This is a genomic window from Jatrophihabitans sp. YIM 134969 (assembly GCF_054456675.1).
The window spans coordinates 45,590-71,493 of the sequence record NZ_JBTJEQ010000001.1; the positions used below are offsets into that span (position 1 = coordinate 45,590).

23 protein-coding genes are annotated in these 25,904 nt (G+C 71.5%); 7 read left to right on the forward strand and 16 right to left on the reverse strand.

Going from position 1 to position 25,904, the window contains the following annotated elements; translation table 11 throughout:
- Positions 1-5 precede the first annotated feature (5 nt).
- From ACXR2U_RS00245 to ACXR2U_RS00290, 10 genes are all read right to left on the reverse strand, one after another.
- Entirely contained in the window at positions 6-1,265 is a 1,260-nt protein-coding gene (locus ACXR2U_RS00245) for an ABC transporter substrate-binding protein (protein WP_458822895.1), read from the reverse strand.
- Entirely contained in the window at positions 1,262-2,047 is a 786-nt protein-coding gene (locus ACXR2U_RS00250; protein WP_458822896.1) for an ABC transporter ATP-binding protein, read from the reverse strand. Before ACXR2U_RS00250 ends, ACXR2U_RS00245 begins: the two co-directional genes overlap by 4 nt.
- A 34-nt stretch (positions 2,048-2,081) precedes the next feature.
- Positions 2,082-2,921 carry a mycofactocin-coupled SDR family oxidoreductase gene (locus ACXR2U_RS00255; RefSeq protein ID WP_458822897.1) on the reverse strand — a complete coding sequence of 280 codons (840 nt, stop codon included), beginning with the start codon at positions 2,919-2,921 and terminating at the stop codon, positions 2,082-2,084.
- Positions 2,922-3,094: 173 nt separating this feature from the next.
- Entirely contained in the window at positions 3,095-3,481 is a 387-nt protein-coding gene (locus ACXR2U_RS00260; RefSeq protein WP_458822898.1) for a metal-sulfur cluster assembly factor, read from the reverse strand.
- Positions 3,478-4,587, reverse strand: a complete 1,110-nt coding sequence (locus tag ACXR2U_RS00265) for an amidohydrolase family protein (protein ID WP_458822899.1) — start codon at positions 4,585-4,587, stop codon at positions 3,478-3,480. The genes ACXR2U_RS00260 and ACXR2U_RS00265 overlap by 4 nt, the downstream gene beginning before the upstream one ends.
- Positions 4,588-4,669: 82 nt before the next feature.
- A complete protein-coding gene (locus tag ACXR2U_RS00270) occupies positions 4,670-5,095 on the reverse strand; it encodes a GlcG/HbpS family heme-binding protein (protein ID WP_458822900.1) in 426 nt (141 codons plus the stop codon).
- A gap of 340 nt (positions 5,096-5,435) precedes the next feature.
- Complete coding sequence (locus ACXR2U_RS00275; protein WP_458822901.1) at positions 5,436-6,695, reverse strand: CaiB/BaiF CoA transferase family protein; 1,260 nt, start codon at positions 6,693-6,695, stop codon at positions 5,436-5,438.
- Positions 6,696-6,993: 298 nt separating this feature from the next.
- Positions 6,994-7,722 (reverse strand): GntR family transcriptional regulator, encoded by a 729-nt coding sequence (locus ACXR2U_RS00280; protein ID WP_458822902.1) that lies wholly within the window; start codon positions 7,720-7,722, stop codon positions 6,994-6,996.
- Positions 7,723-7,877: 155 nt separating this feature from the next.
- Positions 7,878-8,324 (reverse strand): hypothetical protein, encoded by a 447-nt coding sequence (locus ACXR2U_RS00285; RefSeq protein ID WP_458822903.1) that lies wholly within the window; start codon positions 8,322-8,324, stop codon positions 7,878-7,880.
- A 201-nt stretch (positions 8,325-8,525) separates the two neighbouring features.
- Positions 8,526-8,957 (reverse strand): nitroreductase family deazaflavin-dependent oxidoreductase, encoded by a 432-nt coding sequence (locus ACXR2U_RS00290; protein ID WP_458822904.1) that lies wholly within the window; start codon positions 8,955-8,957, stop codon positions 8,526-8,528.
- 44 nt (positions 8,958-9,001) lie between these two features.
- On the opposite strand from ACXR2U_RS00290, the gene ACXR2U_RS00295 reads away from it, so the two are divergent.
- The 3 genes from ACXR2U_RS00295 to ACXR2U_RS00305 are packed head-to-tail and all read left to right on the forward strand — an operon-like array spanning position 9,002 to position 12,591.
- Positions 9,002-9,727 (forward strand): molybdopterin-dependent oxidoreductase, encoded by a 726-nt coding sequence (locus tag ACXR2U_RS00295; protein ID WP_458822905.1) that lies wholly within the window; start codon positions 9,002-9,004, stop codon positions 9,725-9,727.
- Complete coding sequence (locus ACXR2U_RS00300) at positions 9,724-10,359, forward strand: cytochrome b/b6 domain-containing protein (protein ID WP_458822906.1); 636 nt, start codon at positions 9,724-9,726, stop codon at positions 10,357-10,359. Before ACXR2U_RS00295 ends, ACXR2U_RS00300 begins: the two co-directional genes overlap by 4 nt.
- A gap of 9 nt (positions 10,360-10,368) precedes the next feature.
- Positions 10,369-12,591: a hypothetical protein gene (locus tag ACXR2U_RS00305; RefSeq protein ID WP_458822907.1), complete on the forward strand. Its 2,223-nt coding sequence runs from the start codon at positions 10,369-10,371 to the stop codon at positions 12,589-12,591.
- Here ACXR2U_RS00305 and ACXR2U_RS00310 read toward each other — a convergent pair.
- Complete coding sequence (locus ACXR2U_RS00310; RefSeq protein WP_458822908.1) at positions 12,588-13,214, reverse strand: flavin reductase family protein; 627 nt, start codon at positions 13,212-13,214, stop codon at positions 12,588-12,590. The two genes, ACXR2U_RS00305 and ACXR2U_RS00310, sit on opposite strands and share 4 nt — an antisense overlap.
- A gap of 17 nt (positions 13,215-13,231) precedes the next feature.
- On the opposite strand from ACXR2U_RS00310, the gene solA reads away from it, so the two are divergent.
- Complete coding sequence (gene solA, locus ACXR2U_RS00315) at positions 13,232-14,398, forward strand: N-methyl-L-tryptophan oxidase (RefSeq protein WP_458822909.1); 1,167 nt, start codon at positions 13,232-13,234, stop codon at positions 14,396-14,398.
- Positions 14,399-14,407: 9 nt separating this feature from the next.
- Here the strand turns inward: solA and ACXR2U_RS00320 are convergent, their stop codons facing one another.
- A complete protein-coding gene (locus ACXR2U_RS00320) occupies positions 14,408-14,857 on the reverse strand; it encodes a MarR family winged helix-turn-helix transcriptional regulator (protein WP_458822910.1) in 450 nt (149 codons plus the stop codon).
- 158 nt (positions 14,858-15,015) lie between these two features.
- On the opposite strand from ACXR2U_RS00320, the gene ACXR2U_RS00325 reads away from it, so the two are divergent.
- Entirely contained in the window at positions 15,016-15,834 is an 819-nt protein-coding gene (locus ACXR2U_RS00325) for an alpha/beta fold hydrolase (protein ID WP_458822911.1), read from the forward strand.
- A 4-nt stretch (positions 15,835-15,838) separates the two neighbouring features.
- On the opposite strand, the gene ACXR2U_RS00330 is transcribed toward ACXR2U_RS00325, so the two are convergent.
- Complete coding sequence (locus ACXR2U_RS00330) at positions 15,839-17,410, reverse strand: MFS transporter (protein WP_458822912.1); 1,572 nt, start codon at positions 17,408-17,410, stop codon at positions 15,839-15,841.
- Between the two features lie 252 nt (positions 17,411-17,662).
- Between ACXR2U_RS00330 and ACXR2U_RS00335 the strand changes: the two genes are divergently transcribed.
- Complete coding sequence (locus tag ACXR2U_RS00335; protein WP_458822913.1) at positions 17,663-21,250, forward strand: S8 family serine peptidase; 3,588 nt, start codon at positions 17,663-17,665, stop codon at positions 21,248-21,250.
- A gap of 18 nt (positions 21,251-21,268) precedes the next feature.
- Here ACXR2U_RS00335 and ACXR2U_RS00340 read toward each other — a convergent pair whose 3' ends face one another.
- From ACXR2U_RS00340 to ACXR2U_RS00350, 3 genes are read right to left on the reverse strand one after another with little or no spacing between them, the layout of a single operon-like run.
- Positions 21,269-22,489, reverse strand: a complete 1,221-nt coding sequence (locus ACXR2U_RS00340; RefSeq protein WP_458822914.1) for an RNA polymerase sigma factor — start codon at positions 22,487-22,489, stop codon at positions 21,269-21,271.
- Between the two features lie 4 nt (positions 22,490-22,493).
- The gene (locus tag ACXR2U_RS00345; RefSeq protein ID WP_458822915.1) at positions 22,494-22,829 is read right to left on the reverse strand and encodes a YciI family protein; all 336 of its coding nucleotides are present in this window, start codon (positions 22,827-22,829) and stop codon (positions 22,494-22,496) included.
- 2 nt (positions 22,830-22,831) lie between these two features.
- A complete protein-coding gene (locus tag ACXR2U_RS00350) occupies positions 22,832-23,521 on the reverse strand; it encodes a YciI family protein (protein ID WP_458822916.1) in 690 nt (229 codons plus the stop codon).
- Between the two features lie 208 nt (positions 23,522-23,729).
- Between ACXR2U_RS00350 and ACXR2U_RS00355 the strand changes: the two genes are divergently transcribed.
- Entirely contained in the window at positions 23,730-25,811 is a 2,082-nt protein-coding gene (locus ACXR2U_RS00355; RefSeq protein ID WP_458823097.1) for a RecQ family ATP-dependent DNA helicase, read from the forward strand.
- The last annotated feature ends 93 nt before the right edge of the window (positions 25,812-25,904 follow it).

A 25,904-nucleotide genomic window follows, 5' to 3' on the forward strand; every position in this document is an offset into this window, starting at 1 on the left:
TGCGGTCAGCTACCGAGCGACTTCAGCGAGGTGAACGGGTCGACGAATCCACCGTCGGCCACGAACTTCCCGCCCTGCATCGTCCCGAGCTGCACCTGTTGGTTGAACATGCGCGGCGCCGGCTCGAAGCCGTCGGTGACCGGCGAGGTCACGCCTGAGACCTTGTACGGAGCGATGGTGCCGATGTCGACCGGATCCGAAAGATCGGTGAAGGCGTTGAACACCTCTTCGCTGGTCGACGCCTTGGCCTGCGTGGCGACGGCTGCGAACAGCTTCACCGACGACCACGCCTGGATCGAGAAGAACGAGAGCGGCGCGTCCGGCGCGTACTTCTTCATGTCGGCGAGGAACTGGTCCGACGCCGGCGACTGCTCGGGGAAGGCCGTCTGGGAGGCGACGAGCATGCCGTCGCCCGCGGCACCGATGGCGTCGACGACCGGGCCGGGCAGCGCGCCGTCGATGGTCGCGATGAGGCCCTTGTAACCCTGCGCCCGCAGGGCCGGGACCGACTTCGACATCGAGGGCGGGGCGCCGGTGATGATGATGCCGTCGGTGCCGTTGGTGGTCGCCTTGGCCGCTGCCGACTGCAAGGTCGGGTCGGAGCTGGTGTCACCGACGACCGTGTTCACCGGCGACTTGCCGATGCTGGACAGCGCCTGCTTGGACAGTTCGACGATCGAGTTCGCGGCCGGGTTGTTGGCGTCACCGAAGATCGAGATCTTGGTGGCACCCTTGTCGAGCAGGTCGTAGATCGCGGCGTAGGTGCCGCCCACTACCGAGGCCCCGAGCGGGAACGCCGCGTCGCTCACGAGCTCACCGGGCTGGTACGCGGGCGAGCCGATGACGGCCGTCTTGGCCTGCAGCGCCGCCTTGTACTCGGACACGCCCGTGCCGGCGATCAGCACCGGGCCGACGATCGCCGACACCTTGTCCTGCAGCATCGTGCGGAAGCAGCCGAGTTCGGCGTTGACCTCGAACTTGCCGTCACACACGGTCAGCTTGAGCTTCTTGCCGTTGATGCCACCGGCGTCGTTGATGGCGGCGACCGCGGCGTCCTGGGCCTGCTTCACCTCGGGGAAGCTCGCCGCCGCCGCGGTCAGCGACACCGTCGAGCCGATGAGGATCTCGTCGCTGGAGGCCCCGCCCGAGCCTCCCCCGCCACCGGAGCTGCAGGCGGTGAGCACGAGCGCGGCCGAGGTCAGCGCCGCGAACGCGGCCGCCGTCGTCCGTCGGCGCCGCAGTGCGCCGAGCTTGGTGGTGGTCATCGGGACTCTTCCTCTGGGGTGGATGGGCGCATCGACGTGGTCGTCGAGGCGGTCGGCAGGTAGCTCTCGTCCAGCAACGTCGTGTCACTCGCCGGTCCGCCACCGACGAGTTGGCCGTTCTGCAGCAGGTACCAGCGGTCGGCGACCGCGAGGGCGCGGCGGGGTTGCTGCTCCACGAGCAGCACCCCCATGCCGCTCTCGGCGCTGGCGGTCCGGATCGCGCCGAACAACCGGTCGACGATGATCGGCGCGAGCCCCAGGGAGACCTCGTCGGCCAGCAGCGCCTTCGGTCGGGTCGCGAGCGCGCGGCCCAGGCTGAGCATCTGCTGCTCGCCGCCGGACAGCAGGCCCGCCGGCCGCGAGAGCAGCCGCTCCAGTTCGGGGAAGAAGGCGACGGCGGCGTCGACGCCGCCGCTGCCGAGGCGCAGGTTGTCCTGCACGGTCAGTCCCGAGATCACGGACCGACCCTCGGGGACGAAGGCCAGGCCGTGACGGGCCAGGGCGCAGAGGTTCTTCGGCCGCTTCCCGCCGAGCCACAGCACCTCACCGCTGATGATCGGCAGGACACCGACCGCGGCGGACATCGTGGTCGACTTGCCGGCCCCGTTCGGCCCGAACAGCGCGACGATCTCGCCGACGTGCAGCGAGAGCGAGACGTCGCGGATCGCGGCGAGGTCGCCGTAGCCGGAGGTCAGGGACCGCAGCTCCAGCAGCGGCTCGCCCCGGCTCGCCGGCACGCCACCCGCTGCGCCGCCCGCCGTCGGCGTCATCGTCGTCGTCATCGCTGCCCCGTCGCCGCGTTCCCTCGAGCCGCGGTCAGGCCACCGCGGCCGCGGCGTCGACCGGCAGCTGGGCGCCGGAGACGTAGAGCGACTCGTCGGAGGCGAGGAACACCACCGCGTTCGAGACGTGCACCGGGTCGATGAACGCCACCCCGAACGGGTTCATCCCGGCGAACGCGGGCAACGCGTCGTCGAGCGTCGGGTGTTCGAGTTCGGGCCGGAACAGCTTGTAGAGCGTCTCGTTCTGCACCATGGTCGTGGCGATCGCGTTCGGGTGGATGGTGTTGACCCGGATGCCGTGCCCGCCGTACTCGTTCGCCAGCACCTTCATCAGGCCGACCACGCCGTGCTTGGCGGCGGTGTAGCTGCCCAGGCTCGCGAGTCCCTTCGTCCCCGCCAGGGAGCTGATGAGCACCAGCGATCCGCCGCGGCCACCCTCGAGGATGTGCGGCACGGCCGCCTTCACCGAGTGCCACACCCCGGTGAGGTTCACGTCGATGACGTCGGCCCACGGCTGCTCGCCGTACGCGTGGGTCTCCGGCGCGTGGGAGAAGATGCCGGCGTTCGCGACGACGGTGTCGAGGCGGCCGAGCTCGGCCACCCCCTGTTCGACGACCCGGGTGAGAGCGTCGATGTCGCGCACGTCGGCCTTCTGCGCGACGATGCGGCGGTCGAGCGCCTCGACCGCCTTCACCGTGTCGGCGAGGTCGGCCTCGGTGGCGAGGTCGTAGGCCGTCACGGTGTCGATGTCCTCGCAGATGTCGACCGCGATGATGTCGGCGCCCTCCTCCGCCATCCGGATCGCGTGCGAGCGGCCCTGACCACGCGCCGCGCCCGTGATGAATGCGACCTTGCCTTCGAGCCTTCCGGCCATGATGTCCGTTCCTTCTCTCTGCTCTGACGAGGTTTCCGTTGCACGCGGCAACACCGAGGCGCGCTCGGGGGGGTCGTTCGGGTACGGCGAGATCACCCACCCGGTCCGACGTCGTCGGTTCCGGGCGGGTTGCCGTGGTGCGGGAGTGCGGTCGGCGGGGCGCCGCGCCGGGTCTACCGGCCGGGCGGTCCCGCGGCGTCGGCCATCGCGAGCAGCCGGTGCCGCTTGTCGCGCAGGCGTTGCCGGAGGGCGGGGCTCATGTCGTCGTCGGACCAGTCGAAGTCACGGTTCCACTCGATGCGGACCTCGTCGACGTCCGGCACCGCGCCGAGCTTCTCGAGCACCTCGCGCTCGAAGTACGGCTGGAACGTGCACGCCGGGGACGTGATGCGCAGTTCGACCGTGACGACCGAGTGACCGTCCTCGGAGACCGAGCGCTCCACCGCCTTGACCATGCCCATGTCGACCAGGCCCGCAGGGACCCCACGACCGACACTGCACGGGTCGATGACCTCGGCCAGCGCCGCGTTCACGCGGTCGGCGGCCGCCGCCACGGTCATGCCGCAGCCGTCCCGTGGATGCGGGCCCGCTTGAGCGCCCACGGCTGCTGGTCGCTGTCCTTCCACTCCTGGCGGCGGGTGGCGAACTCGTCCTCGGCGAAGGTCTTCTTCAAGCGCTCGACGTCGAGGCCGAGCATCCGGGCGAAGTTGCCGCCGAACAGGTCGGCCTTGACCTCGTCGGTGAGTTCGGGCAGCCCCTCGTCGAGCAGGTCCTGCGGCATCTGGATCGCCGAGATGGCCTCGATGATGGGCTGGGGGTGGCCGAGTGGGGCGCCGGTGCCGAACAGCACCTGCTTGGGCGCGGCGGCGAGCAGCGCCCCGACCGACTTGAGGAACCGGCGCGGCATGCGCCCCGCGGTGTTCGCCGTGGTCTCGAGGTTGGCGTAGATGTTGGGGTTCATCTGCAGCTGGAACGCACAGTCGTCGAGGAACGCCCACCCGGAGTGGACGACCTCGAAGGTCATGTCGGGGAAGGCCGCGGCCGCGGCCGAGACGTCCTCGGGCCGGTCCTGGTGGTGCGGGCCGGGGGCGGTCGGCAGGGCCTTGTGGACCGCGATGTGCTTGACGCCGAGGTTCCGGGCGTGCTCGAAGAACGGGAAGATCTTCTCGTCGGCGAAGGAGTAACCGAGCGCTGCACCGTTGTAGTCGGTCAAGCCGTTGACCGGGTAGAACTTGAAGCCGTCGATGCCGGCCTCGGCCCGCTCGGCCATCTTCGCCATCTCCTCGCCGCGGTTCGAGAGCGGGTCGACGGCGGGGTAGAGCAGGACGCGGTCCGGGGCGGCCTCCTTGACGGCCACGCACTGCGGCCACGGGTTCGCGCCGCGCTCGAAGAGGTCGAAGAAGTTCACCGCGTGCATGGCGACCATGTCGACGTCGCTCTCGACGAAGAACATCGTCAGCAGTTCCTCGGTGGTCCAGCCCTCACGGAACTCCTCGAGCGAGAGCAGGTAGCCGTCCTGCTTCGACTCGAGCGGGGTGTGTCCGTAGTGGTACAGCCAGTTGATGAACCCGTCGTAACCCTCGACCGGAACGGCCGGCCGACGGTTGTCGACGCTGAAGTCGTAGGTGTGACCGACGGCGTCGATCACCAGGTTGTTGTTCCACATGCGCGTTCAGATCCTCACGTCGTTGTGCGACTACCGGACTGGGACTGGCTCCTGGTGCAACGTTCAGGTGGTAGGAGGGCGATCAGGCGTCGAAGGCGGCGACACCCGCCTTGGCGACCTCCATGTCGTCCGACCAGTGGCCGCCGCTCACGCCGACGGCGCCGACGACCTGGTCGCCGTCCTTGAGGGGGAACCCGCCGCCGAACACGACCAGCCGGTTGATACCGGTGGTGGCGCCGAGGCGCAGAGGTCCGTCGCCGTCGACGAAGTCGTACCAGGCGTCGGTCGGCATGCCGAAACCCACGGCGGTGTAGGCCTTGTCGGTCGCGACCTGCACCGACAGCAACGGAGCACCGTCCATGCGCAACGACGCCTTGACCACGCCGCTCTCGTCGACGACGACGATCACGTAGTTGTTGCCGAGCTCCTGGGCCTTGGCGACGCCCGCCGCGATGACGGCCTGCGCCGCGTCGGCGCTGATGCTGCGCTTCTCGTAGGACTGACTCACATCTGCTCCTGTCGAAGAGCCGGCACCGTGGCGAGTGACGGCGCGGGAAGTCGGCGCCGAGCAGTTCCGTCGCTGCCCGGCCGGTGACGTGGAACATATCAAGCACGAGGCAGATTGCATACCATCAAATTTGCTTTGGTCACGAAGTCGTGACCTGAGGCGGGCGACCACGGTCGTCCGAACCTGCGGGAATTTGTACGAGGACGGCAACAAAACCCGCCGCTTCGAGCCGTCCATCGCCCGTCACCGCTCGACGGACTGTGACAAGAGCACGGGCCCTCGCGTGACCCACAGCGTCGCTATTGCATACGAAGGCCCGGCGGACGTGGGTGAAACGCGTTCAGACGATGCCGCGGTCGCGCCAGTCGGTCAGCTCGTCGGCTCCGTGCCCGAGCAGGTCGACGTACACAGCCTCGTTGTGCGCGCCGGGCCGGCCCGGGCCGGTCCACCGGAAGACCCCTGGTGACTCCGACAGTTTCGGCACGAAACCCGGTAGGACCAGCTCACCGAGATCGGGGTCCTCGACCCGGAGGAGCATGTCCCTCGCCTGGAACTGCGGGTCGTGGCTGATGTCGGCGACGTCGTAGATCCGGCTCACGACCACGCCGGCCTCGTTGAGCACTGCCTCGATGGTCTCGGCGTCATGCTTGGCGGTCCACTGGGCGATCAACCGGTCCAGTTCGTCGGCGTTCTCGCCTCGCGCCGCGTGGCTGACGAACCGCGCATCGGTGGCGAGCTCCGGTGAGCCGATGGCCGTGCACAAGCGCGCGAAGATCGGGTCCGCGTTGGCCGCGATGACGATCCACTTGCCCTCACTGGAGGGGTAGAGGTTCGAGGGTGCGACGTTGCGCAGGCCGGTGCCACTCGGCCCCCGGACCACGCCCAGGGCGTTGTACTCGGTGACCGCGCCCTCCAGCAGCGCGAAGCACGACTCGGTGATCGTCGCGTCGACGACCTGGCCGCGACCCTCGCCGGGACCGTCCCGCCAGACCAACGCGGCGAGGACGCCCTGCAACGCGAACATCCCGGCCAGCGAGTCGCCCAGCGAGATGCCGGTCCGCGGCGGCGGGCCACCGGGGAAGCCGTTGAGGTGTCGCAGCCCGCCGACCGCCTCGCCGGCGCTCGCGAACCCCACCCGGTGCGCGTACGGGCCGGTCTGGCCGTAGCCCGACACCCGCGCGATCACCAGCCCGGGGTTGAGCTCGAGCAGCACCGACGGGGCGAGGCCCCACTTCTCGAGCGTTCCGGGCCGGAAGTTCTCGATGAGGACGTCGGCGTCGGCGATGATCTCCTTCAACAACGCCTGACCCTCCGGCGAGCGGAGGTTGAGCGTCACGCTCATCTTGTTGCGCGCCAGCAGCGGCCAGAACAGGGCCCGTCCCCGGTAGCGGTCGTGGCCCCACTCGCGCATCGGGTCACCCGCCCCCGGCGGTTCGACCTTGATGACCCGGGCGCCGAGGTCGGCCAGCAGGTGACCGGCGAAGGGCCCGGCGAGCAACTGCCCGAGTTCGACGACCCGGACGCCCTCGAGGGCGCCGCCGGTCGGAACGGTGGTGCGGGTCGGGGTCGCGGGCCGGGTGTCGACGGCGGGAGTGTCCACGGAGGGGTCGTCCTCTCGGGCGGGTCGAGCCGTCGGGACGGGTCGACAGGGTCGCATGCAATCGCGAGAAAGGTGGGGGCGCGCAGCTGCACGACACGGTCGTCGGAGGATCGGCGGTCCGACGTCCGTGCCGTCCTCGAGGACGGCACGGGTGTACTTCGCGCTGGTACAGCAGCGATCAACGCGTGCGATCCGGACGGCTACCCGTCACACCCGCGAGGTCGATGACGGGGACCCTAGCGTGTCCTGCACCACGAGAACAACGATTGTATGCAAACTCGTGAACTCGGGTGCGGGGTCAGTCAGGCGCGGCGAGGTGTTCGGTCAGCGCGTCCCAGCGCCGGTCCACGAGGATGTCGCGCCCGAGCAGGATGTGCTCGGCGACCAGGTTGCCCGCGCGCCGCGAGTCACCGCGCCCGATGGCCTGGGCGATGAGGCGGTGGAACATCAGCGAGCGCTCGAGTTCCTCGGCGTCGTAGAACTGGAAGTTCTGGAAGACCAGCACGCCGTGCACGGTCCGCTCCAGCAGTTGCGTGAGCCGCCAGCTGTCGGCCATGTCGATGAAGGCCTGGTGGAAGCGGCGGTTGATGGCCTCGACCTGACGCACGAAGTCGACGTCGTCGGGGACGAACCGCGGCAGCAGAGCGGCGAACTCCTCGTTGGCCCGGTCGAGGACGGCCAGTTGTTCCGGCTGCGGGTTCTGCGCCGCCCGTTCGGCAGCCAACGACTCGAGCCGCACCCGCAGGTCGTAGATGTCGTAGACGTCCTGCGCGGACAACGAGCGCACGACGGCACCCTTGTTGGGCAGGCTGACGACCAGGCCTTCGGATTCCAACGCCCGCAGCGCTTCGCGGACGGGGGTGCGGGAGACGTCGAACTCCTCCGCGAGGTTCTTCTCGACCAGGCGTTGGCCGGCTCCGTAACGGCCCTCGACGATCGCCTGCCGGATCTCGTCGTACGCGCGGGCGCGTCCGCGTGACCCGTTGTTCGTGGGCTTCGCCGCGCTCGACGGCTCGACGGCGGCCACGTCAGAGCCGCTGCGCGGGACGTCCGCGCCCACCACAGGTCGTTCGCACCGGCCACTCCTCGCTGAGGGGAAACCGGGGCAGCGTACCGCGCGAGGCGGGCAGGCCCGGTCCTCTCGAGCGGGCGGCCGTGGTGCGCGCGACGACCCCCGCCGGATCAGGTGGACGGCGCCGACTTGTCCTTCGCGGCCACACCGACGACGCGGGTGGCGTCGACGGTTCCGTGGTGGTCCTTGCCCATCACCTTCACCGTCGAGCCGTCGTGGAACGCACTCTCGGTCGACGGGTCGGCCTTGCTGCCGAACGTGGTCGACGGCGCGAGGTGGACGGTGAGCGTCTTGCCCGACGTCGTGCACACCTGCCAGGACGAACCGTCGACAGCGGTCAGCGTCCCGACCGTGGCGGCGTGGTGCTTGCTGCTGCTGCTGTGGCTGTGGCTCGCCTGGTGACCAGCGCCGGTCGCGGTGGAGTGGTCCCCCGCGATCGCCAAGGTGACCACGGACGACGCGCCCGCGACGACGGCCAGCGCCGGCACCGCGATCAGAGCGGTGCGCAGCACCCGCCGTCGTCCGCGGGACGGCTGGGCGTCCTGCGTGAACGACACGGGGCCGTTCGGCGGCGTCCACGCGGGGGGTGGTGTCCACCCCGGTGCCGTGTGCGCTTCGTGCGGGGTGGGGAGGGGTTCCGGTGTCTCGTCCATGGTTCCTTGATCCCACCCGAACCCGTGTCGTCGCTGGGTTTCCTGTTCGGGTCGTGTGGACCCGCTCAGCCACGTCCCAGCGGTGTCACGGGTTCGGGACGTGCGTCACTTCTCCAGGACGAACAGCGGGATCTTGCGGTCGGTCTTGCGCTTGTAGTCCGCGTAGTCGGGATACGCCGCGACCGCCCGGTCCCACCAGAGGTCGTACTCCTCGCCGTCGATCTCGCGGGCGGTGAGGTCGAAGACCTGGGTCGCGTCGCGCAACTCGACGTGCGGGTCGGCCTTGACGTTGTGGTACCAGACCGGGTTCTTCGGGGCGCCACCCAGCGAGGCGACCGCGACGTAGACGCCGTCGTGCTCCACCCGCATCAACGGGTTCTTGCGCAGCTTGCCGGACTTCGCTCCCCGGGTCGTCAGGATGATCACCGGCATCCCGCGCAGCTCGTTGCCCTGCGTCCCGCCGGATCCCTCGATCGTGTCGACCTGGTCGCGGACCCACTTCTCCGGGCTGGGTTCGTACTCGCCTTCGAGCGGCATGCCATGTTCCTTCCGGGCGGCCGGAGCCGCCGTACCGTGGTCACGTGTCGACGTCCGGTTCCGGAGCGCCGACGGGTGGAACGCCCGTCGGCCGGCGTGTCTTCCTGGGCGTCCTCGGCTTCGGTGCGCTCGGGGTTCTCATCGGGCACGACGTGCAGGGTGGCCTCGCCACCGGGATCGCCAAGCTGCCCGACCCGGGCGGGATCCTCGGGCTGCTCCCCCTCGGCGGCGGCTTCCGTTACTACTCGGTCACCGGGTCGGTCCCGGTGCGCACCGCGGCGGACTACCGACTCACCGTCGACGGCCTGGTCGACCGCCCGCTCACCCTCAGCCTCGACGACCTCCAGGACCTCCCGCAGACGTCCATGACCCGCGACTTCCAGTGCGTCACCGGCTGGCGGGTGCCGTCGGTGCCGTGGAAGGGCGTCCGGGTGCGCGACCTGCTCGATCGCGTCGGAGTGCAACGATCCGCCACCGCGCTCCGCTTCGTCAGCTTCGACGGCACCTACACCGAGTCGCTGACCCTCGACCAGGCCCGGCGCGACGACGTCATCGTCGCCACCTCGATGCTCGACGACACCCCGGTCACCCACGACCACGGCGGCCCGGTCCGCCTCTACGTCGCGCCCATGTACGGCTACAAGAGCATCAAGTGGCTCGAACGCATCGAGGTCATCGCGGCGGTGCAGCCGGGGTACTGGGAGCAGTACGGCTACGACGTCGACGGCTGGGTCGGGGAGTCCAACGGCCGGTCGGACGAGAAGACGTGACCGCGACCCCGGAGGTCGTCCGGTTCAGCCGGGTCGAGGTGATGGTGCACGCCGTGGTCGGTCTGCTCGTCGTCGTCCTGATGGCGACCGCGGCCGCGCTCTACCTCAACCCGATCGCGGTGATGGTCGGTCACCGTCGCATCGTGGCGACCGTCCACGTCTGGTGCGGGCTCGCCCTGCCGGTGCCGGTGCTGCTCGGGCTGGCGTCGGTCGCGTTCCGTCTCGACCTCCGCCGTCTGAACCGGTTCGCGCCGGCCGACCGCCGCTGGTTGCGCTCGCGCCGAGCTCGGGCGTCGAACCGCGGCGTGGGCAAGTTCAACGCCGGGCAGAAGCTCAACACCGCGCTCTCGGCGGGCGCGCTGCTCGTCCTGCTCGGCACCGGGGTGCTCATGTACTGGCCCTCGCTGGTGCGCCTGGACTACCGCGCCGGCGCGACGTTCGTGCACGACCTGGTCGGGTTCGCCCTCGGTCTGCTCGTGCTCGGTCACGTCTACAAGGCGCTGCAGGACCGAGAGGCGCTGCGGGGCGCGCGTACGGGCCGGGTCAGTGCGGCGTGGGCGCGGCGTCACCACCCGGACTGGGCAGATGAACTCTCCCCGACACGGGAAGACGTGGGGGGCCGGAAGACGTAGCCTCCGGTGGTGCGCACCGCTGCGACCCGTCTCGCCCTCGGCCTCCTCGGCACGTCCCTGCTGGCCGGAGCGCTCGTCGCCGCCGGTCCGGCCCTGGCCGACACCGCCCCGCAACGCCCGGTCGACAAGGCGGCCCCGCCGGCGGGCGCGTACACCGCCCTCACCCCGACGCGACTCGTCGACACCCGCTCGACGGCCCCGATCGCACCCGGCGGCACCCTCACCCTCCCGGTCCTCGGCAAGGGCGGGGTGCCCGGCAACGCCGGCAGCGTCGTCCTCAACGTCACCGCCGTGAAGCCGACCAGTTCGGGCTACCTCACCGTCTGGCCCGACGGCACCAAGCCGGTCGTCAGCAACGTGAACTTCGGCGCGGGCCAGATCGTCGCGAACCTCGTCACCGTCAAGGTCGGCGCGGACGGCAGCGTGCGCATCTACAACGGCAGCGGGGGCAGCACGAACGTTCTGGTCGACGTCAGCGGGGCGTTCACCGTGTCCACCACGCCGACCGCGGCCGGCGCGTTCGCGCCGCTGAACCCGCCGAAGCGTCTGCTCGACACCCGCAGCTCGGTCGCCGTGCCCGCCAAGGGCACCCGCAAGCTGCAGGTGACCGGCTCGTCGGTCCCGGCCGCGGCCGGCGCCGTCGCGCTGACGGTCACCGCCGTCACCCCCTCGGCCGGTGGGTACATCACCCTCTACCCGGGCGGCACCCGCCCGACCACCGCGGCCGTCAACTTCACGACAGGTCGCACGGTCGCCACCGCGGCCGCGGTCAAACTCGCGGGCGACGGCAGCGTGACGATCTACAACGGTTCCGGCCGTCCCCTGCAGGTGCTGGTCGACGCGGCGGGCTGGTTCCGCGGGTCCACCGGCAACCTCGCGGGCACGTTCTCCTTCCTCTCGCCCGCCCGCATCCTGGACACCCGCACCGGCGTGGGCCGGGGCGGTCGCGTCGGCCCGGTCCCGGCCAGCACCGCCATCAGCCAGGCGGTCGGCGGCGCGGGTGGCATCCCGGTCAAGGGCGTGTCCGCGGTCGTCCTCACCGTCACGGTCACCGGCGGCACCGGCAGCGGGTACCTCACCGTGTACCCCGACCAGAAGACCCGCGGGTCCAGCACGCTGAACTTCACCGCCGGCCAGACCGTCACCAACCTGGTGGTCGTACCGGTGACGCCCGTCGACGACCAGCTCCAGATCGCCTACTACAACGGCAGTGGCGGCACGCTGTCGGTCATCGCCGACGTCAGCGGGTTCGTCCGTAGCAGCGACGTCGTCCCGCCGGGCGTGTCGACAAGTCGCTACGTGAACGACCTGCTCACCGCCGACTCGGACGGCGTGATCAGGGAGAAGATGTACCAGCACGGCCAGGACGACGCGGTCGACGTGAACGACCCGTCCGACCGCACGGTGCTGCTGGAGTTCGGCGCCCAGAGCAACAAGGTGCCGAACGAGGACGGTGGTCTGAGCTTCGGTGTGCTGCCACCGAACACGCAGGGCAACAGCCAGCGGCTCACCTACGCCCAGGTCGTGACCGCCGTCAAGGGTTACCTCGACGGCTTCGCCTCCGCCCGCGGGGAGAGCGCGTCCGGCGTCATCACCGTCGCGGTCGGCACCAGCAACGACGGCTACCGCTACCCCACCGGCGTCACCCCGTACCTGCCCGCGGACAAGGGCGCCGACTGGGCCTCGGAGGTCGTGAAGCCGCTGGTGTCGTACGGGTCGAACGACGACATCACGGTCGTGGGTGCCAACGACATCGAGGCCAACTTCGACGGTACGGCGGCCGAGGTGAAGGTCTGGGTGCAGAACTACCTGTCCGGCAACAGCCTGCAGCTGATCAACAACGGCAGCGCGGCCGCCTGCCCCACGGTGCTCGGCCAGGCCAACCAGTCCTGCGGAGCCGTGAGGGTGGACGGGACGACCACCACGCAGACCTGGCAGCAGTCGGACTACGTCGACTTCTCCTACGGCATCGCGCCGACCCGCATCTCCGTGCTGCCCCAGATCTACTTCCCCGAGAACGCGACCCAGTGGCAGAACATCAACCTGACCAGCGGCGCTCGGGTCGAGTTCGCAGGCGTCCTGACCCAGGTCGCCGCGTGCGGGACCGACCCCGGTTGTGGTGACCTCTCACCGGCCGACGCCTGGACCGCGATGCGTCAGGCCCTCGACTCCAACGACACGTCCGCCCAGACCACGCTGGCGACGGCCACCGACATCCGCTACGACAGCTAGGAACCGGTCGGCGGGTCGTAGTGACCCGGCCAGTCGGAGTACGCGATCCGGCTGATCTCGGTGGTGCGGGGTGGCAGCCCCCACTCGTCACGGCCCAGCCGAGAGAGCGGCGCGAGCTTCTCGAACACCGGGTGGTCGCCGTCGAGGACGTCCTCGTCGATCGCGGCCAGCAGGACCCGACCGAACACCACGGTGCAGTTGCCGAAGCTCACGGTGCTGAGCAGGCGGCACTCGAGCGCGACCGGTGACTCGGCCACGCGCGGCGGGGCGACGAGCTGCGACGGTTCGGGGGTGAGACCGACCGCGGCGAACTCGTCGACGTGCGGCGGGAAGTCGGTGCCGGTGGCGTTCACCTGCTCCAGCAGCCGCTCGGGCGTCAGCGCGACGACGAACTCCCGCGTCGCCTCGACGTTGTCGAGCGAGTCCTTGCGACCGACCGACGTGAACTGGACCACCGGCGGGTCGGTGCACGCGACGGTGAAGAACGAGTGCGGGGCGAGGTTGACGGTGCCGTCGCGGCCCACGGTGCTGACCCAGGCGATCGGTCGGGGTACGACCACGGCCGTCAGCAGCTTGTAGAACGGGCGGACACCCAGGGCCGCCGGATCGAAGTCGGTGCGCACGATGACACCATGCCCCCATGAGCGCCCGCACCACGCAGCGGTACGACGTGATCGTCCTCGGCCTCGGCGGCATGGGCAGCGCCGCCGCGGCCCACCTCGCCGCGCGCGGCGCCACCGTGCTGGGGCTCGAGCAGTTCACCCCGGCCCACGACCGGGGCAGCAGCCACGGCGAGAGCCGGATGATCCGGCAGGCGTACTTCGAGGGCGCGGAGTACGTGCCCCTGCTGTTGCGCGCCTACGAGCTCTGGGACGACCTCGACCGCGAGGACCCCGGCGTCTTCCGCCGCACCGGCGGGCTCATGATCGGCAAGTCCGGCAGCCCCACGGTCGAGGGCTCCGCGGCGGCCGCCCGGGCCCACGGCCTGGCACACGACCTGCTCGACGCCACGGCGATCCGGGAGCGGTTCCCGCAGTTCCGACCGGGCGACGACGACGTCGCGCTGTACGAGGCGGCGGCGGGGTACGTGCGTCCCGAGCGGGCGGTGTCGCTGCAGCTGCGGCGGGCGGAGCGCGCCGGGGCCGAGCTGCACTTCGAGGAGCCCGCGGTCGACTTGACGGCGGACGACGGCGGTGTGACCGTCACCACCGCGCGGGGGACCTACCGGGCCGACCGGCTGGTGGTGACGGCGGGCGCCTGGGCGCCGCGGGTGCTGGCCGAGCTCGACCTGCCGCTCGTGGTGGAGCGGCAGGTCCTCTACTGGTTCCGCACGGCGGCGCCACAGCTGTTCGGGCCCGACCGGTTCCCGGTGTTCATCTGGGAGCAGCCCGACGCGCTGCAGCTCTACGCGTTCCCGCTGCTCGACGGCGGCGACGAGTTCAAGGTGTCGTTCTTCCGCCGCGGGGGGCCGACCGATCCCGACGAACTCGACCGTGAGATCCACGACGACGAGGTCGCGGCGGTCGCGGACGCGTTGCGCGCCCGGGTGCCGGACGCCGCCGGCGAGTTCGTGCGGGGCGTGGCGTGCATGTACACCACCACGCCCGACGAGGACTTCGTCATCGCGACCCACCCGGGGCACCCGAACGTCGTCGTTGCCGCCGGGTTCTCCGGTCACGGGTTCAAGTTCACGCCGGTGGTCGGCGAGATCGTCGCCGACCTCGCGACCACCGGTACGACCGCGCACCCGATCGGCCTCTTCGACCCCGCGCGGTTCGTCGACCCCGCGCAGTTCGCGCGGCGCTGAGCGAGGGGCTCAGCCGGCGTCGGAGAGCGCCTTCAGCGTCTTGAGGGTCTTGCGGTCGGCCTCGATGCCCGCGGTGCTGAGCAGCTTGACCAGCGCGCGGCGACGGCGGGTCGCGACCTTCTTGATGAGCGCCGTACCCGCGCGGGTCGGCTTGACGACGACCTCACGACCGTTGGCCGGGTTGTCGGCGCGGGAGACGGTGCCGGCCGCAACCAGACGGTCGACCATGCGCAGGGCGGTCGAGCGGTTGACGTCGAGTTCGGTCGCGAGCGCGGCGACGCTGCTCGGGCCGCGGTCGTTGAGGACCGTGAGCATGTGCAACTGCGGGACCGTGAGGTCTGCCCCCGCCTCCGAGAGTGCCTGCGTGGACACGGTCGTGAGCACCCGCGCCGCGCCGGTGATCGCCTCCGTGATCTCGTCGACTGTCGCGTCGTCCCAGTTGACCTTGGCCTGAGCCACGTTCACCACTCCTCGGATTGTTGCAGGGTGCACGTCCGCACGTGATCGTACCGACGATAGGTCAACGATCGACGGGGCTGTGGGATGCGATCGATTCACCACGCAACGGTTCAATCTGTGCATCCCGTAGCGTGGAGGCGACGACGGGAGGCCGTACCGTGGATCACTTCGAGCGCGACGGGCTGATCTTCGACGTGCGCGACACCGGCGCGGGCGAGGCCGGGACGATCGTTGCACTGCACGGATTCCCGCAGACCTCGGGCATGTGGGACGGCACCCGGCCGCTCTGGGAGGCCGCCGGGTTGCGGGTGGTCACCCCCGACCAGCGCGGGTACTCCCCCGCCGCCCGGCCACCGGGGATCCGGCCGTACGCCCAGCGCGAACTGGTCCGCGACGCCGTGCGGCTGATCGAGGCGCTCGACGTCGGTCCGGTCCACCTGGTCGGGCACGACTGGGGCGGGGCGATCGCCTGGTCACTCGCCGCCCGCCACCCCGAACTGCTGCACAGTCTCACAGTTCTCTCGACGCCCCACCCGCTCGCGTTCCGCTCCGGGATGCTCCGCGGCCAGGCCCTGAAGTCCTGGTACTTCCTCGCCCTGCAGGTGCCCCGAGCACCGGAGGCTCTGCTGCGGCGGGAAGGGTTCGCCGCGAACAGCCTGCGTTCGTCGGGGCTCGACTCGCACGGCATCGCCGCGGCCGAGGCCCAGTTCGCGGCGCCGGGCGGCGCGACCGCCGCGGTGAACTGGTATCGCGCACTGCGCTTCGGCCTCCCCGCCGCCGGACCCGTCGCCGTCCCCACGCTCTACGTGTGGGGCGAGCGCGACCGGTTCCTGTCCCGTGCCGCCGCCCGCGGCACCGCGGCGCACGTGAGCGCCCCCTACCGCTTCGTCGCGGTCGAGGGCGGCACGCACTGGCTGGCCGAGGAACGTCCGGGGCAGGTCGCGGACCTCGTCCTGGACCACCTCCGGGGCGTCTGACCGGTCAGACCCCCAGCGGGAGCGCCGGCGTCTCGTCCGCAGCGGTGGTCGGCCGGGCGGCATCGCCGTGCCGCGCCCCGCCCCGAGCGGGCAGGGCGAGGGCGACCAGGACGGCCGCGACGAAGCAGGCCCCGGCCGCCACGGCCGCGCCGTGCTGCAAGCCGTCGACGAACGACGTCTTCACCACGTCCGCGAGCTCGGGGTTGCCGGTGCGCTGGGCGACCTCGAGCCCGCCGACCACCGAGGAGCGCGCGGCGGCGAGGTCGGTCCCGGACAGGTCGAACCGGCCCACGGCCTCGGCGATCCGGCTGCCGTAGAGCGCTGCCATGACCGAGCCGATGACCGCGACCCCGAGGGTGCCGCCGATCTCCCGGGTGGTGTCGTTGACCGCGGATCCCGCGCCGGCCCTGGCGAGCGGCAGCGCGCCCATCACCGCCTCGGTCGCCGGGCCGCTCACCAGACCGAGCCCGGCCGCCATGAGGCACATCGCCACGATCACCGGGCCCCAGTACGCCAGCCCGACCGAGGCGGTCGCCGCCGCGACCGTGAAGCCCGCGGCCATGAGCAGCAGACCCGCGGACACCACGACCGTGGTCCCGATGCGGGCCGCCAACTGCACCGAGATCGGCGCACACACCCCGATGACGATCGCGAACGGCAGGGTGCGCAGGCCGGCGTCGAGCGTTCCGTAGCCCTGCACGGCCTGGAAGAACTGGGTGATCATGAAGATGAACCCGAACAGGCCGAAGAACGCCACCGCGATCGCACCGGCCGCCGCCGAGAACCGTCGGTTCAGGAACAGCGTCACGTCGAGCACGGGGTGCGGGTGCCGTCGTTCCCAGCCGACGAAGCCGGCCAGCAGCGCCGCGCCGAGCGCGAAACCGCCCAGGACGACCGGGGAGGTCCAGCCGCGGTTCGGTCCCTCGATGACGCTCCAGACCACGGCGACGACGGCGGCGACCGAGGCGAGGACCCCGACGACGTCGAGCCGCGCCGCGGCCGGGTCACGCGAGTCCGGCACGCACCACAGCGTCAGGACGATCGCCGCCGCGGCGAGCGGCACGTTGACCCAGAACACCGAGTGCCACGAGAAGTGCTCGAGCAGGAAGCCGCCGGTGACCGGCCCCAGCGCGACCGCGACGCCGGCGATGCCCGACCAGATGCCCACCGCGGCGACCCGTTCCTTCGCGGTGGTGAAGATGTTGGTGATGATCGCGAGCGTCGCCGGGAAGATCAGCGCGGCGAACGCGCCCATCACCGCGCGGGTGGCGATGAGGCCGCCCAGGTCGGTCACGAGCGCGGCGGCCACCGAGGTGGCGCCGAAGCCCGCCAGACCGATCACGAGCGTGCGACGCCGGCCGGTGCGGTCACCGAGGTGCCCCGCGGCGAGCAGCAGCCCGGCGAAGACCAGCGTGTAGGCGTCGACGATCCACTGCAGGCCGCTGGTGCCGGCCGTCAGTTCGCGCGACATCGTCGGCAAGGCGACGTTGACGATCGTGTTGTCGATGCTGACGAGCAGTTCGGCGAGGCAGAGCACCAGCAGGGCGGTCCACCGCCGCGGCGTGGTCGTGGTCATCCGGAGCTCCTGTAGAACGGTGTGCCATTGATGTAGGACAATGTTCTACGCGGCCCGCCGATCTGTCAACCGGGCTGTTCCTGACACAACCGATGCCGGATCGTTGCCCGACCCCGACCAGGTCCAGAGCAGCCACAGAGGTCGCACAAGGGTCGGGTGGACCGTCCGTCACCCACGCACCCGGGAACCGCGCAAGGCCCCCAGGTTCGGATCAGGTCAGCAGTCAGCACCTCTGCGCGTCAGAAACCCCCTGTGACACAAGGGTTCTCGCCGCTGACGAGCGCTCTGCGGCAACGCGGTACCGCGCGCGCGGCGGACAACCAGGAGGAACAGAGTGACCTCACCCAGATCCACCCGATCGCAGCAATCCACCCAGGAGGAACGTTGCACGTCTCCACCCGTAGGACGCGGCTCGGCATCGGCGTCACCGCCGCGTGCGCGCTGGCCGCAGGCGCGGTCGTGGCCGGTGCCACCGCACCCGCCACCGCCGCGCCGTCGACCCCCGGGGCGACCGAGTCCGTCATCGTCGTGCTCGCCGACCAACTGCACGCGACCCCGCCCACCGCGTCGAAGGTCGGCGCCCGCCGGTCGTCGGCCACCGCCGCCCAGAACGCCGTCCTGGCGCGACTGGCCGGCGCAAAGCCCACGCACGTCGTCCACTACACGACCGCCAACGCGTTCTCGGCGACCGTGAGCGTGGCCCAGGCCGCGAGCCTCGCGGCCGACCCGGCCGTCGCGTCGGTGGTGCAGAACCAGAAGATCGAGGTCTCGGCGCCCACCGCGCCCGGCTCGACCACGACCACGCCGGCCACGCCGGGCACGCTGCCCCACGCCCAGCCGAAGGCCACCCCGAACGAGCAGGGCGTCCCCAGCTCCGACGCCGTGTGCCCGACCGACCCGAGCAAGCCGCTGCTCGAGCCCGAGGCGCTCGAGGACACCCACACCGCGTCCGACGACCCCAGCCAGCCGACCGCGCAGCAGCTGGTCGACGGCTCGGGCGTCAAGGTCGCCTACATCGCCGACGGCATCGACCCCGACAACCCCGACTTCATCCGGGCCGACGGGTCGCACGTCATCACCGACTACAAGGCCTTCTCCGCCGACGGTCCCGCTCCCGAAGAGGGTGGCGCCGAGGCGTACGGCGACGCGTCGTCCATCGCCGCGCAGGGTCTGGTCAGCCACGACCTGTCGACGTTCGTCAACCCCGCCTACCCGCTGCCCGCCGGCTGCAACATCCGCATCCTCGGGATGTCGCCCGGCGCGAGCATCGTGGCCCTCAAGATCGACTTCTACACGACCTCGATCGTGCAGGCCATCGACTACGCGGTGAGCGTCGACCACGTCGACGTCATCAACGAGTCCTTCGGCGGCAACCCCGTCCCGGACGCCGCCACGCGCAGCGCCATCTCGGCGTTCAACGACATGGCCGTCGCCGCCGGCACGACCGTCACGGCGTCGTCCGGTGACGCCGGCACCACCAGCACCATCGGCAACCCGGCCACCGACCCGCAGGTCATCACGGTCGCCGCGAGCACCAACTCGCGGGCCTACCTGCAGACCGGCTACGCCGGCGCCCGCACGTTCGGCAACGGCCGCTGGATCAACGACGAGATCTCGTCGCTGTCCTCGGGTGGTTACACCCAGTCCGGCGGAACGGTCGACCTCGCCGCACCCGGCGAGTCCGGCTGGTCCGCGTGTGATGCACGGGCCCCGGAGTGCGCGAACTACCGCGGTGGCACGTCCGACATCCAGCTGTTCGGCGGCACCAGCCAGTCGGCCCCGCTCACCGCGGGCGCGGCGGCGCTGGTCATCGACGCCTACCGCAGCACGCACGACGGCGCGTCCCCCGCGCCGGAGCTGGTCAAGCAGCTGCTGACCTCCACCGCGCGGGACCTCGGCCTGCCGGCGTTCGAACAGGGTGCTGGTCTGCTCGACTCGCGCGCCGCCGTCGAGGCCGCGCTGACCTACCCGGGTGCGACCGGGACCGCCCCGGCCGGTGTGAAGTCGAACATCGTGCTGTCCACGAGCCAGATCGACGTGGCGGGCACGCCTGGGAGCAGCAAGAGCACCCCGGTCACGGTGACCAACGCCGGCACCAAGCCGCTGACGGTGGCCCTCGCCGGCCGCACCGAGGCCACCACCCAGGTGGCGACGGTCAAGACCGACATCGACGCGGCGTCCACCAAGACCTTCCCCTACCCGACCACCGGTGCGCCGTGGGTCTACAAGAAGGTCACGTTCAGCGTCCCGGCCTCGACCGACCGGCTCGCCCTCGCCATGACCTGGCAGGGTGCGGCGAAGATCGTCAACGGGGCCCGGGTGACCCCGGTCGTCCGCGTCTCGCTCTTCAACCCGGACGGCACGTACGTCGCCAACAGCCGCCCGCAGGGTGGCGCGGTGTCCGCGAACTACGCCAACCTCGACGTGCGTCAGCCCGCCGCGGGCACGTGGACCGCGGTCATCTACACGGTGGCCGGCGCGAACGGCTACACCGGTCCGGTCGCGATCCGTACCACCGCCCAGCAGTCGATCCCGGCCGGGCGGGTCTCCAGCCCCACGCTGACCCTCGCTCCGGGCGCGTCCAAGAAGGTCTCCGTCGTGCTCACGGTCCCGGCCGACTCGGGTGACACCTCGCAGTCGATCGTGGTCACCAGCTCCGACGGCCACCAGACGTCCATCGCCGCGGTCATCCGCTCGCTCGTCGCGGTCCAGGGCGGCACCGGCACGTTCCACGGCTCGATCACGGGTGGCAACGCCCGCGCCGGGTCCTCGGCCCAGGTCTTCACCTACGGGGTCGACGTGCCGGCGGGCAGGAAGGACCTCAGCGTCGGCGTCGAGCTCGCCACCAACCCGGGCGACCTGCTCGAGGGCGTCCTGGTCGACCCGCACGACGAGACGCAGGCGATCGACACCAACCTCCGTCTCGACACCGCGGGCAACCCGACCGGTCAGGGCCGCACGATGCAGTTGACCACCGCGGCCCCGGTCGCCGGTCGCTGGCGCGTGGTCGTGCTGGTCGTCAACCCGGTGACCGGCACGGAGTTCCAGCAGCCGTTCACGGGGACCGTCCGCTTCGACCAGAACAAGGTCGTGGCGACCGGGGTGCCCACCAGCGCGTCCACGACCCTCGCCCGCGGGAAGGCCGTCCAGGCGAAGGTCAAGGTCACGAACACCGGCATCGCACCGATCAACGTGCAGGTGGACCCGCGTACCGGTCAGCTGCAGCAGCTGCCGCTGACCTCACCGTTCGGTCCGCAGAGCTTCCAGCTGCCGAACCACGCGGGTCCGACGTTCCTGGTCCCGCCAGGCACCTCCAGCCTGACCGCGGTCGGCACCTCGACGCTGCCGGCTCTGGCCGAGCTGCAGGCGGGTGCCGGAGGCATCGACGTCGTCGGTGACCTCGAGGCGGCCCAGGGTGGTTCGACCGTCTCGGTCGCGAAGGTCGCCGAGCAGACCGGCACCGTCTCGACGGGTCTGTGGTTCACCGACCTCAACGAGATCGGTGCGGTCGACGAGAACGGCGCCCCCACGGCGTCGGCCCGCGTCGACCTCTCGGCGAAGACGCGACCGCTCGACCCGGCGGTGACGTCGTCCACGGGCGACTTCTTCGCCGCGTCGTTCGACCCGACGGCCGACACCGGCCAGGCGGTGCAGATCGCCCCGGGCGCGAGCGCCACGATCACCGTGTCGATCACCCCGACCGCGAAGGTCGGTGCGGTCGTGAAGGGCGTGCTGAACGTGTACACGCCGCCGGCGTTCCTGTCGGCGTTCTACACGACCGGTGACGTCCTCGCGACGGTGCCGTACTCGTACACGGTCGGGGCGCCTTCGGTGAGCTGATCGATCGAGTGACCCCCCTCAGCGGCCGGCGGGCAACGCCGCCAGCCGGCCGCTGAGGAACCGGCGCTCCACCTCGTTGTCGACGAGGTGGAGCGCTTCTTCGTAGGCGGTGCGGGCCTCGTCGACCCGGCCCAGCCGGCGCAGGAAGTCCGCCCGGCTCGCGGCGAGGTAGCCGTAGCCGGCGAGGGCGGGTTCGCCCGCCAGGCGGTCGAGTTCGGCCAGGCCCGTGGCCGGGTCGACCGCGAGGCCCAGCGCGATGGCCCGGTTGAGTTCGACGACGGGTGACGGCGCGGCCTGCTGCAGAAGGGTGTACAGGGCAACGATCTCGGCCCAGTCCGTGTCCTCGTAACGCTCGGCCTCGGCGTGCACCGCCGCCACCGCCGCCTCGAGCGCGAACCGCGACACCGGCCGGGCCGTCAACGATTCCCTCGTCAGTGCCGTGCCTTCCTCGATCTGCGCCCGGTTCCACCGCGAGCGGTCCTGGTCGGCGAGCAGCACCAGGTCCCCGCGCTCGTCGACCCGGGTCGACTCCCGCGAGGCGTGGAACAGCAGCAGAGCCAGCAGCGCCGCCACCCGCGGATCGGCGGGCAGCAACTGCCGCAGCAGGCGGGCCAGTTCCAACGCGCGGTCGGTGAGGTCCGACCGCACCAGCGCGGGTCCGCTCGGCGCCGTGTGCCCGGTGGTGTGCACCAGCCGGACGACGTCGAGCACCGTGTCGACCCGGGCCGGCAGGTCCTCGGCTGTCGGGATCCGGTACGGGATGCGCGCGGTCGCGATCTTCTTCTTGGCCCGGGTGATCCGTGCCGCCATCGTCGGTTCGGAGACGAGGAACGCGCGGGCGACCTCGGCCGTCGTCAACCCGCACAACAACCGCAAGGTCAACGCCACGCGCGCTTCCGGCGCGATGGCCGGGTGGCAGCAGGTGAAGATCAACCGCAACCGGTCGTCGGGGACGTCGAAGTGTTCGGGCACGTCCTCCACGACCAGCGCGGGCAGCAACCGGTCCTGGGTCTGCGCCCGGCGCAGGGTGTCGAGCGCCTTGCGCCGCGCCACCGTCGTGAGCCACGCGCCGACGTTCGCGGGAATCCCCCGCTCCGGCCACACTTTCAGCGCCTCGCCGTACGCGTCCTGCACGCACTCCTCGGCGAGGTCGAGGTCGCGCGTGACGCGCACCGTCGCGGCGAGGACCAGGCCCCACTCGCGACGGTGCGCGTCCGCGACCGCGACCGCGACGTCCATCCGGTCAGTCGAACTCGAGGATCTCGCGGACCTCGATCCAGCCGCGCAACACGGGGACCTCCTTGGCGATCTCGACGGCCTCGTCACGGTCGGCCGCCGTGTAGAGGTAGTAACCGCCGAGGGTCTCCTTGGCCTCGCTGAACGGGCCGTCGGTGACCAGGTGTCCGCCCTCGCCGTCGGAGCGGACCATCGTGCTCTCCGACTGCAGGGCCTCACCGCTGTGGATCTGCGCCTTGCGCTCGGCGCCGAAGCGGTTGTGCCACTCCAGGCCGCGTTCGTAGGCGCCGGGTTCGTTCCACGCGGTGTTGTCGTCGTGGATGAGAGCCAGGTAGCGGGGCATGGTCAGTCCTCCTCGGCCATCGTGCCGGTCGGTCGCAGTTCGACCGTCCCGCCCATGCTGGGGACCTCGCGGGCGATGGCGAGGGCGGCGTCGAGGTCGTCGGCGGTGAACGCGTAGTAGCCGCCGAGCACCTCCTTGCTCTCGGAGAACGCGCCGTCGGTGAGCGTCACGCGGTCGCCGTCGCGGCGGATCTGGGTCGCGGTCGCCGACGGCGCGAGCTCGTGCCCGCCCCTGAGCACGGCCTCGTACTTCGTGCCGAACTGCTCGTGCTGGCGGTAGCCCGCCGCGGCCCGTTCGGGATCGGTCCAGTGCCACTCGTCGTCGAGGATGAGCGCGACCCACCGGCGCTCGCCGCTCCCGCCGTGGTCCACCACCTCGCGCAGGACGACCGCCCCCTGGATCACGGGCACGTCCCGGCCGATCTCGATCGCGGCCTCCCGGTCCGGCGCGGCGAACACGTAGAAGCCCCCGAGGACCTCCTTGGCCTCGGTGTAGGCGCCGTCGGTGACGGTCTGGGTGCCGTCGTCGGCGGTGCGGAGGGTGACGGCGTCGGGTGCGAGCTCGGCGCCGCCGACCAGGCTCGCGCCGTGCGCGCCGGCGAAGGCCTCGTGGGCGGCGTGGCCCGAGGCCCGGACGGCCGGGTCGTCCCAGGCGCCGACGGGATCGTGGATGAGGGCGAGGTAGGTGGCCATGCGCGTGGTCCTCTCGGGTGTGGAGCGGCCGCCGGTGGGCCGATTCTGACATCACGACGGACGAGGTCCGCGCCGATCGACAACCGGCTGGCACGAGATTCTGGCGGGCGGGGCGCCGGTCGTCCACAGCCCGGGGCCGTCGTCCACAGCCGGACGGCCGGCGACCCGGACTGTCGGTCCCCCGTGTCAGGGTGGACGCGTGACCCAGATGCAGACGACCCCGTTGCGGGACCGCGCCGAGGCCGCGCTGCGGGCGCTCGTGGGGCGCGAGGACGCCGCGCTCCGCGACGACCAGTGGAGCGCGATCGAGGCCCTGGTGGTCGGCCACCGGCGGGCGTTGGTCGTGCAGCGCACGGGGTGGGGCAAGTCCGCGGTCTACTTCGTCGCCACGGCGCTGCTGCGGGCCGAGGGGGCGGGGCCGACCGTCATCGTGTCGCCGTTGCTCGCGCTCATGCGCAACCAGGTCACCGCGGCCGAGCGGGCGGGCATCCGGGCCGTCACCATCAACTCGGCGAACGTCGAGGAGTGGTCGGAGGTCTACGGCCGCATCCACGCGGGCGAGGTCGACGTCGTGCTCGTCTCGCCCGAGCGGCTCAACAACCCGGACTTCCGCGACCAGGTGCTGCCGAAGCTCGCAGCCGCCACCGGCCTGCTCGTGGTCGACGAGGCGCACTGCATCTCCGACTGGGGGCACGACTTCCGGCCCGACTACCGCCGCATCCGCACCATGCTCGCGGACCTGCCGGCCGACATCCCGGTGCTCGCCACCACCGCGACCGCCAACGCGCGGGTCACGGCCGACGTCGCCGAGCAGCTGGGGTCCGACACCCTCGTGCTCCGCGGATCGCTCGACCGTTCGTCGCTCCGCCTGGGTGTGGTGTCACTACCGACCGCCGCCGAACGCCTGGCCTGGCTCGGCGCGAACCTCGCCACCCTGCCGGGCTCCGGGATCGTCTACTGCCTGACCGTGGCCGCCACGCAGGACGTCGCGGAGCACCTGCGCGGCTGCGGGTTCGAGGTGGCGGCCTACTCCGGCCAGACCGACCCCGCCGCCCGGCTCGCGGCGGAGGAGGCGTTGTTGAACAACGAGGTCAAGGCCCTGGTGGCCACCTCCGCGCTCGGCATGGGCTTCGACAAGCCCGACCTCGGGTGGGTGGTCAACCTCGGCGCGCCGCCCTCGCCGATCGCGTACTACCAGCAGGTCGGCCGGGCCGGCCGTGCCACCGCCGACGCCACGGTCGTGCTGCTGCCCGGCCGTGAGGACCGCGAGGTCTGGGAGTACTTCGGCTCGCTCGCGTTCCCGCCCGAGGACGACGTCCGCCTCGCGCTGCGCACGCTCGAGGCCGAGAGCACGCCGATGTCCACGGCCACCCTCGAGACCGTCGTCCCCCTGCGCCGCACCCGGCTGGAGATGATGCTCAAGGTGCTCGACGTCGACGGCGCGGTCCGCCGCGTCCGGGGTGGCTGGGGGTCGACCGGGCAGCCGTGGAGCTACGACGCCGAGCGCTACCGGCGCGTCACCACCACCCGCCGCGCCGAGCAGCAGGCGATGCTCGACTACGTCTCCACCCCCGACTGCCGCATGGTCTACCTGCGCCGGGCGTTGGACGATCCGTCCGAGGTCGAGCCGTGCGGGCGCTGCGACCGCTGCGGCGGCCTGACCCTCCCCGACGCTCCGCCGGCCGAGGCGCTCGAGGCCGCCGAGGCCCGGCTGCGCCAACCCGGGGTCGTGCTGGAGCCGAAGAAGATGTGGCCGACCGGTCTGTCCGACCGCAAGGGCCGCATCCCCGCCGGCGCGCTCGCCTCGCCCGGTCGCGCGGTCGCCCGCATCACCGACCTCGGCTGGGGTTCGGCCCTGCGCACCCTGTTCGCCGGCGGCGACGCCGAACTGCCGGTGCCGATCCGCCACGCGCTGGTCGAGGTCCTGGGCGCCTGGGGCGCGCAGCCCACCGTGGTGGTCGGCGTCGACTCGGTGACCCACCCGCAGCTCACCGCCCACCTGGCCGACGGCCTCGCCCGCTACCTCAAGGTGCCGGTGGCCGGGCGGTTCGAGATCGTCCGCCCCGACATCCGCCCCGGCGAGGGGGCGGTCAACTCCGCCCACCGGGTCCGCGCCGTCGACTCCCGCTACGCCATGTCCGCGGGCCTCGCCGACGCCGTCGCGGGGCAGGAGGTCCTGCTCCTCGACGACCGCACCGACACCGGCTGGACCCTCACCCTCGCCGCCGCCTGGCTCCGCGACGCCGGCGCCACCGCCGTCCACCCGATGGTGCTGGCCAGCGGCACCTGAACCGCCGCTCGCTCCCCCCGCCCCGGCCAGACCGTTTCGGATCGAGTGGCGCGGGAAGCGTTTCCGTGGCGCGGGAGATGTCCGGAATGTCGC

What these genes read in the sequence shown, in the direction of transcription:
- ACXR2U_RS00355 (WP_458823097.1), top strand. Translation starts at nt 23,730, where the DNA reads ATGCAGACGACCCCGTTGCGGGACCGCGCCGAGGCCGCGCTGCGGGCG.
- ACXR2U_RS00260 (WP_458822898.1), bottom strand. Translation starts at nt 3,481, where the DNA reads ATGACCGTGGCGGCGGCCGCCGACCGCGTGAACGCGGCGCTGGCCGAG.
- ACXR2U_RS00350 (WP_458822916.1), bottom strand. Translation starts at nt 23,521, where the DNA reads ATGGCCACCTACCTCGCCCTCATCCACGATCCCGTCGGCGCCTGGGAC.
- solA (WP_458822909.1), top strand. Translation starts at nt 13,232, where the DNA reads ATGAGCGCCCGCACCACGCAGCGGTACGACGTGATCGTCCTCGGCCTC.
- ACXR2U_RS00330 (WP_458822912.1), bottom strand. Translation starts at nt 17,410, where the DNA reads ATGACCACGACCACGCCGCGGCGGTGGACCGCCCTGCTGGTGCTCTGC.
- ACXR2U_RS00290 (WP_458822904.1), bottom strand. Translation starts at nt 8,957, where the DNA reads ATGCCGCTCGAAGGCGAGTACGAACCCAGCCCGGAGAAGTGGGTCCGC.
- ACXR2U_RS00345 (WP_458822915.1), bottom strand. Translation starts at nt 22,829, where the DNA reads ATGCCCCGCTACCTGGCTCTCATCCACGACGACAACACCGCGTGGAAC.
- ACXR2U_RS00250 (WP_458822896.1), bottom strand. Translation starts at nt 2,047, where the DNA reads ATGACGACGACGATGACGCCGACGGCGGGCGGCGCAGCGGGTGGCGTG.
- ACXR2U_RS00245 (WP_458822895.1), bottom strand. Translation starts at nt 1,265, where the DNA reads ATGACCACCACCAAGCTCGGCGCACTGCGGCGCCGACGGACGACGGCG.
- ACXR2U_RS00340 (WP_458822914.1), bottom strand. Translation starts at nt 22,489, where the DNA reads ATGGACGTCGCGGTCGCGGTCGCGGACGCGCACCGTCGCGAGTGGGGC.
- ACXR2U_RS00255 (WP_458822897.1), bottom strand. Translation starts at nt 2,921, where the DNA reads ATGGCCGGAAGGCTCGAAGGCAAGGTCGCATTCATCACGGGCGCGGCG.
- ACXR2U_RS00265 (WP_458822899.1), bottom strand. Translation starts at nt 4,587, where the DNA reads ATGTGGAACAACAACCTGGTGATCGACGCCGTCGGTCACACCTACGAC.